The sequence below is a fragment of the Streptomyces sp. NPDC006265 genome (assembly GCF_040613555.1).
Classification (GTDB): domain Bacteria; phylum Actinomycetota; class Actinomycetes; order Streptomycetales; family Streptomycetaceae; genus Streptomyces.
Genome location: NZ_JBEXSH010000475.1, coordinates 1 through 6,924, shown reverse-complemented (window position 1 = coordinate 6,924; position 6,924 = coordinate 1). Strand labels below are relative to the sequence as shown.

Genomic DNA, 6,924 nt, shown 5'->3' with positions numbered 1-6,924 from the left:
GGTCGTGGTCGCCGTCAACGGCGGCCCCGAGGCCGCAGCCGTGAGCGCCCTGCCCTTGGCCCACTCCCGGGCCGGTGCTCTGCTGATCGTCTGCGGTGACCCTCAGCGGATCAACTCGGTGCTGAGCGCGGGTGTCTGAGCCGCTGCCGTAGCGCCCGGCGGGACGCTGGGGGTGACTTCAGGCGCCGCTGCCGCGGCGCCGCCCGGCGGGTTGTCCATCATGTCCGCAGTGCGGGAGACCGTGCCCGCGTGGTGACCCTGTCCGGCCCGATGAGCACTTCTGCGGCTGTGGCGGAACGCCGTGCTTGCGGCTCGTCCAGGGCAGGGTTCGGGATGCCCCTCCGGGGTGCCCGTCGGTGGAGTCGTGGTGGCCGTGCGACGAGAGGCTTGGTCCCGGATCCGTGTTGACGGCCCGTCCGGGACTCAGCGTGCCGCCGCTGCGCGGCGCAGTACCTCGGAGGCGCCGCCGGTACGCGGTATGGGTGGCGGTGCCTCCGAGGTGGCGAACGGCTCCGGCGCCGACGCCGAATGAGGGCGGCGTCCGCCACGGCCCTCGCCGAGCACCTGCCAGCCGTCCCGGGTCAGCGTGATGTACGCCCCGCAGCGCAGTCCATGCAGGGTGCAAGCGTCGCGCAGCCCCCACATCCACGCGCCGTCCTCCTCCGTCCAACGCGCGTCGCCATCACGGCAGTAGAGGAGCACCGCGGTGCGTACCGGCGTGCGGCGGCGCAGATCGTGGGGGATGACCCGGCGCAACTGTGCGAGCAGCGCGTTGCGGAACATCCAGCCGTCGGCAGGGGCAGACCGGCGCACGAACGAGGCGCTCGCCCGCAGCCGCTCGTCCGGGTCGAGCACGGCGACGACAGCCGTCGCCGGCTGCGGGTGGTGCCGGGCGTGCAGTCCGCTGACGATCTCACGGGGGTTGCGCAGGAGTGGGATCCCGGCGGCGGCCCATTCCGCGGGTTCGAGCAAGCGGTTGGCGGAAGCGGCGGACATCGATGCCGCTGCCGAGGCCGGAGCGAATCCGAAGGTCACGGTCCTCCCTTCGGCTACGCGCCCACACTGCGGGCGGGATCGGATTCCTGGGAGCGCGCACCGCAGCAAAGCCCTACCGGAGCGGCCGGCGAGCCGTGCGGGAGCGGACTTCAATTCTTCCTGTCGAACTTGAATGCGGCAACGAGCAATTGAGGCAGCCGACCGTTATCAGATGATGCGCGGCTAATATCCCCACCGTGTGTGTCGCCGGACCACCCATGGGGCGTTCGAGCACGACACGTTCGTACGTCATGGGGGCGTGCTGCGTCCAGAGGCGTGCCGGGGCGGCCCCTCCCGGCCCCGGGTACGCCGTCAGCCCTGCACGGCCAGGACCAGTGGCAACACCCCCTGCGCGCCCGAGCGTCGGAGCATGCGGGCCGCGACCGCGAGAGTCCAGCCGGTCTCCGTGTAGTCGTCCACCAGGAGGACCGGGCCCTGGGCCTCGGTGAGAGCGGACGCGAGGGCGGGCGGCACGGCCAGAGCCCCGTCGAGCGCCTTCAGTCGCTGGGCGCTGTTGCTCCGAGAGCCCGGGTACGCCTCGCCGGCGTACTCGACGGCTCCCAGCAACGGCAGCCGGCCGATCTCGGCGATGCGCGCCCCCAAAGAGTTGATCAGCTGCGGTCGCGTGCGTGAGGCGATGGTGACGACGCCTGCCGGACGCGCCCCGCTTTCCGGAGCGCCCGGGGCCCAGCCGCCGGGACCCTTGGCCCAGTCGGCCAGTACATCCACCACGGCCTTCGCCACGTCGTCGGGCACGGGACCGTCGGGGGTCTGGGGTGCGAGCATGGGCCGCAACCGGTTGCCCCACCCGATGTCCGACAGGCGTCCCAGCGCGCGGCCCGACGCGGCCTGTTCACCGGCCGGGATGCGTCCCTTGAGGTCCACTCCGATCGCCGGCAGGCCGGTGGGCCACATCCGTCGGGGCTCCACCTCGACACCGGCCCGGCCCAGGTCCACGCGCGCGGCGTCGAGCGCCTCCTCGGACGTGTCGGCGGCGAAGCGCGGACCGGCGCAGTTGTCGCAGCGTCCGCACGGTTTGGCAGCCTCGTCGTCCAGCTGGCGCTGCAGGAACTCCATACGGCAGTCGGTTGCCGACGCGTACGCGCGCATGGCCTGTTGCTCTGCCTCGCGTTGACGTGCCACCCATGCGTACCGCTCGGCGTCGTACGTCCACGGCTGCCCGGTCGCGATCCAGCCGCCCTTGACCCGCTTGACCGCCCCGTCCACGTCGAGGACCTTGAGCATGGTCTCCAGGCGGGAGCGGCGCAGCTCCACCAAAGGCTCCAGGGCGGGCAGCGACAAGGGCTTCCCGGCGTGCCCGAGGATGTCGAGCGTGCGGCGTACGAGGTCTTCCGGGGGGAAGGCGAGGGACGCGAAGTAGTTCCAGATCGCTTCGTCCTCCCTGCCCGGGAGCAGGAGCACCTCGGCATGCTCCACACCGCGTCCGGCGCGGCCCACCTGCTGGTAGTAGGCGATGGGGGAGGAGGGCGAGCCCAGGTGCACCACGAAGCCCAGGTCGGGTTTGTCGAAGCCCATGCCGAGCGCGGAGGTGGCGACCAGCGCCTTCACCTTGTTGCCGAGCAGATCCTCCTCGGCCTGCTGGCGATCGGCGTTCTCCGTCTTGCCCGTGTACGACGCGACCGTGTGCCCCCGCTGCCGCAGGAAGGCGGTGACCTCTTCGGCGGCTGCCACGGTGAGGGTGTAGATGATTCCGGACCCCGGCAGTTCGTCGAGGTGTTCCGCGAGCCAGGCCATCCGGTGCGCGGCATCCGACAGTCGCAGCACGCTCAGGCTCAGGCTGTCCCGGTCCAGCGGGCCCCGCAGCACGAGGGCGTCCGAGCTGCCGCCGGTGCCGAGCTGTTCCGCGACGTCCGCCGTCACGCGTGCGTTGGCCGTGGCGGTGGTGGCGAGCACCGGCACACCGGGTGGGAGATCGGCGAGCATCGTGCGCAGCCGGCGGTAGTCCGGCCGGAAGTCGTGTCCCCAGTCGGAGATGCAGTGGGCCTCGTCCACCACGAGGAGCCCCGTGGCGGCCGAGAGGCGGGGGAGCACCTGATCCCGGAAGTCCGGGTTGTTGAGCCGTTCAGGACTCACCAGGAGGACGTCCACCTCACCCGCGGCGATCTCGTCCTGAACGGCGTCCCACTCCTCGGTGTTGGAGGAGTTGATGGTCCGGGCGTGGATGCCGGCTCTAGCAGCCGCCTCGACCTGGTTCCGCATGAGCGCGAGGAGAGGCGACACGATCACCGTCGGACCACTGCCCCGCGCCCGCAACAGCGAGGTCGCCACGAAGTACACCGCGGACTTGCCCCAGCCCGTGCGCTGGACGACCAGGGCACGGCGTCTGTCGGCGACCAGCGCCTCGATCGCCCGCCACTGGTCCTCGCGCAGCCTGGCCTCTCCCGAGACGTCCCCGACGAGACGGGCGAGGACCGCGTCGGCCGCCGCCCGGAGTTCCGCGTTGCTCGTGTGCTCCATGCGTTCCATACAACAGGACGGCACTGACATCCGGAGCCGCGCACCGGAACCTGTGGACGCAGCAGCGTTGAGGTGACGTGTCCCTGATCGGACTTATCCACAAGCTCAAGCGGAGGTTTGTGTTCCGCGAGATCGTCTTCACATGACGAACCACAGCGAAACGACCGGATCCCCCGAGAACGGTGACATCACTGGGCCCGAGGCGCAGGGCCGGCACAAGAACGGTGAACAGGACAAGAAGCGGAGCGACCCATCGGGGCTGCACGCCGCCAGCCCCGCGTACGGCAGCCACGGCAACGAGCACCAGGTCACCTTGCGCACCCCGGCCGAACTGGCAGATGCCCTGCCGTACCTGCTCGGATACTGCCCCGAGGACAGCATCGTCCTGGTCGCGCTGCACGACAGGGACGGACGCGGGCGGTTCGGAGGCCGGGCCCGGCTCGGTATCCCCGGGAACGCGGACGACTGGCCGTCCGCAGCCCGGCAACTGTCCCATGGCCTCGTGACGGGCAGTGAGCGCCGTGGGGCCCGGCCCGAGTCGATGGTCGCCTTCCTGTGCCAGGAACCGCAGAAGGGAGAGACCGGACGGCAAGTGATGGAGCGGCTGAGGCCTCTGGCACAGAGGCTGCGCGTCGAGTGCGGTTCCCTGGATGTGGTGGTCGTCGAGGCGCTGTGCATCTCGGAGGGCCGCTATTGGTCCTACTGCTGCGACAACGCGGCATGCTGCTCTCCTGAAGGAGCGCCCATGGGCCTGCCCGGCACCTCCGTGCTGGCCGCGGCGGCCACCTACGCCGGTATCCAGGTGCGCGGCACGCTACGGGAGCTCCGGGCCCGGCTGCTGCCCTGGGAGAGCGCCGCGGCACTCGAGCAGGAGGCCGCTCTGGACGCCGCCAGCATGGCGCTGGTGCCGAAAATCCTGGACGACACAGGCCGCGCCGCCGTCGCCGACGAGACGCTGGAACTGGCCGGGAGGATCCTGGACCGCTTCGCCGAGGCACAGCCCGCCTCCGGCATGCTCCTGGCGGATCTCCGCGACGACGAACTGCTCGGGCACGACGAGGCCGCCCGGCTGATCCTCGGCCTCCAGGACCGAGCGACCCGCGACCGCGCTGCCGAGTGGATGGAGGGCGACCAGGCCGGACGCGCCCTTCGCCTCTGGCGGACCCTGGCTCGCCGCTGCGTCGGGCCCTACGGTGAGCATGCCGCTGCGCCGCTCACCCTGGCCGGCTGGGTCGCCTGGTCCACCGGCGACGAGCTGGAGGCACGCGAAGCTCTGGCCATGGCCCTGGGCGCCGATCCCGACTACCTCTTCGCCCGCCTTCTGCACCAGGCCTGCAATGAAGGTCTCGACCCGGAGTCGATCCGAAGCTGCCTGCGATCTGAGCGCGAAGGCCGTGGGCGCGTGGTGCCCGACCTCGTGGAGCCGCGCGCGGCCGGGGACGAGTCCGCTGCACGCGAGACAACCTCGGCATCCGAGATCGAGCCACACGGCAGGCGCTCGCCGGCAACGGCGCCGCCCGACTCCGGGCCTGAGCCGTTCGACAAGCCCTCACCCACCGTGGCGCCGCCGCCCGATTCCGGGGCCTTCAGCACGCGTGAGCCGGCAGCAATGAGGCCCGAGGCCGGGTCATCCGAAGTGCTTTCGCCGACAGCGGTGCCGTCACGCCGTCGTCGGCGCTTCCGTCCTGCTGGTACCACCGGCGCCGCCGCCGGGCGTACCAGTGTGGAAGACCGTGACAGGGGAGCTCGGGCTCCCCGGCGCCGCATGCCGGCGGACAGCACGCACCCTGCCGGTGCTACCGAAAACGGCCCAAGCCGTGACACACCGGCGAGCACCACGCGGTCCGGCAGCGTGCGAAGGGCCGGTAGGCGTGCGCGTCCGGCGAAGAAGGCGGCCATGCCCTGCCGGGACACGGGCCAGGAGGCCGTACAGCCCCGTCACGACGGGGGCGAACAGGAGTGAGCCTTTTCCGGGTGGCATCGAGGTGCAAGGGGACGGGCGACGGGCGTGACTCGGAGGACGCCCCCACCGTTCACCTGAGGGGCGGAGCGGCTGGACGCGCCGTGACGCCGCACTGCCCCGCCTCCGTCAGAGCTCTCCGGCCCCGGCGCCGAACCCGATCGAGGCGCACTGAGCGCACAGGAAGCCTCCGCATGCAACAGCCGACTCCGCCCGCCGCCGACGGCCGCCGCCCCCAGGGCGGGCCCCCGCCACGCCTCGGTCCGGGTCTGGGCCCGCCCGGGGCCGGGGTGCCGGCTACCGGGGTGCAGGGTGTCCCTCCGCGACCGGCGGCACGTCTCGACGGTTACGGACCGAGGTTCCCCGGCAGTACGTCGAGCGCCTCTGCACCCACAGGTCCCGACTCGCGCCCCCCGTCGTCACCCGGCCCGGGCCGGTCGTCTCTGGGGTGGGCTGCCCAGAATCGTCGCCCTGGTTTGGGCTCGGGATACGGCGCAACCTCACCACCCTCTGCTCAGGGACGGACTCCGGCACCCCCGGGGTACTCGTCCTCACCCCCGCCCCGGGGTGCCACGATCCCCGGACTGCGCTGGTCCGCAGACTTGCCGCCCACCCACACCGCGATGATCTGCGTCGCCCTTCCCGGTCTGGCCATCTCGACCGACGCAGGGCAGCTGACCGGTCGTGGGCTGGAGGGCTTCTATCGAGCCGGCCGACGCCTGCTCTCCCGGTGCGAGATCCGCGTCGCCGGACGAGAACCCCTCGCGGTGCAGGCCCGCGTGGCCTCGGCCGACCGCGCCAGGTTCGTGGGAACACTCCGCACGTCACCGCAGGCGGGCCCGGACCCCGACGTGATCGTGGAACGCAACCGCTTCGCGGACGGCACGGAGCGGATCACCCTGCACAGCGCAGCTCCCCGCCCACTGCTGCTGCCGGTCGAGATCACCCTGGGCACGGACCTGTCCGACCTGGGGGCGATCGCCTCCGGCAGCGCAGGCCCCGAACTCTCCGCCAGCGTCCACGGCTCGGGCCTGCGCTGGTCCTGCGCCGCCGGTAACGCGTCCGTGACGGCCGAACCGCCCCCCGCGGATGCCCTCGCCTCGGCCGGGCTGCTGCGCTGGGAGCTCGACCTGCCACCCGGCGGCAGCAGGACCGTGGAACTGCGGGTACGGCCGGACGGCGCGGGGCCCCTCCGAGCCGCGGGACGGGCGGCGACCAGCCCTCTGGCCGCGGCGTGTGCGGAGGGCGACGACCCGAGAGGCCCAGCCCTGCTGCGGACGAGCATCGAGGACCTCCAAGCACTCCTCCTGCGCGACTCCGCGAACCCCGCCGACACTCACCTCGCGGCCGGGGCACCCTGGCGCTGCGGCCTGGCCCCCGCCGACGCGCTGGTCGCCGCCCGGATGGCGCTGCCGCTCGGCACCGGCCTCGCCGCGGGAACGCTCCGAATC

At 72.3% G+C, this 6,924-nt stretch carries 4 protein-coding genes; 2 read left to right on the top strand and 2 right to left on the bottom strand.

The genetic code is table 11. From position 1 onward, the window contains the following. Positions 1–423: 423 nt before the first annotated feature. Both ABZ281_RS30820 and ABZ281_RS30815 read right to left on the bottom strand, forming a co-directional pair. The gene (locus tag ABZ281_RS30820) at positions 424–1,035 is read right to left on the bottom strand and encodes a hypothetical protein (RefSeq protein WP_356660785.1); all 612 of its coding nucleotides are present in this window, start codon (positions 1,033–1,035) and stop codon (positions 424–426) included. A 312-nt stretch (positions 1,036–1,347) separates the two neighbouring features. After that, complete coding sequence (locus ABZ281_RS30815) at positions 1,348–3,513, bottom strand: RecQ family ATP-dependent DNA helicase (protein WP_356660783.1); 2,166 nt, start codon at positions 3,511–3,513, stop codon at positions 1,348–1,350. Positions 3,514–3,655: 142 nt separating this feature from the next. On the opposite strand from ABZ281_RS30815, the gene ABZ281_RS30810 reads away from it, so the two are divergent. Further along, positions 3,656–5,476: a DUF4192 family protein gene (locus ABZ281_RS30810; RefSeq protein ID WP_356660781.1), complete on the top strand. Its 1,821-nt coding sequence runs from the start codon at positions 3,656–3,658 to the stop codon at positions 5,474–5,476. Between the two features lie 620 nt (positions 5,477–6,096). Further along, on the top strand, positions 6,097–6,924 hold an 828-nt coding region (locus tag ABZ281_RS30805; RefSeq protein ID WP_356660779.1), incomplete at its 3' end, for a glycogen debranching N-terminal domain-containing protein.

What these genes read in the sequence shown, in the direction of transcription:
- ABZ281_RS30815 (WP_356660783.1), bottom strand. Translation starts at nt 3,513, where the DNA reads ATGGAGCACACGAGCAACGCGGAACTCCGGGCGGCGGCCGACGCGGTC.
- ABZ281_RS30810 (WP_356660781.1), top strand. Translation starts at nt 3,656, where the DNA reads ATGACGAACCACAGCGAAACGACCGGATCCCCCGAGAACGGTGACATC.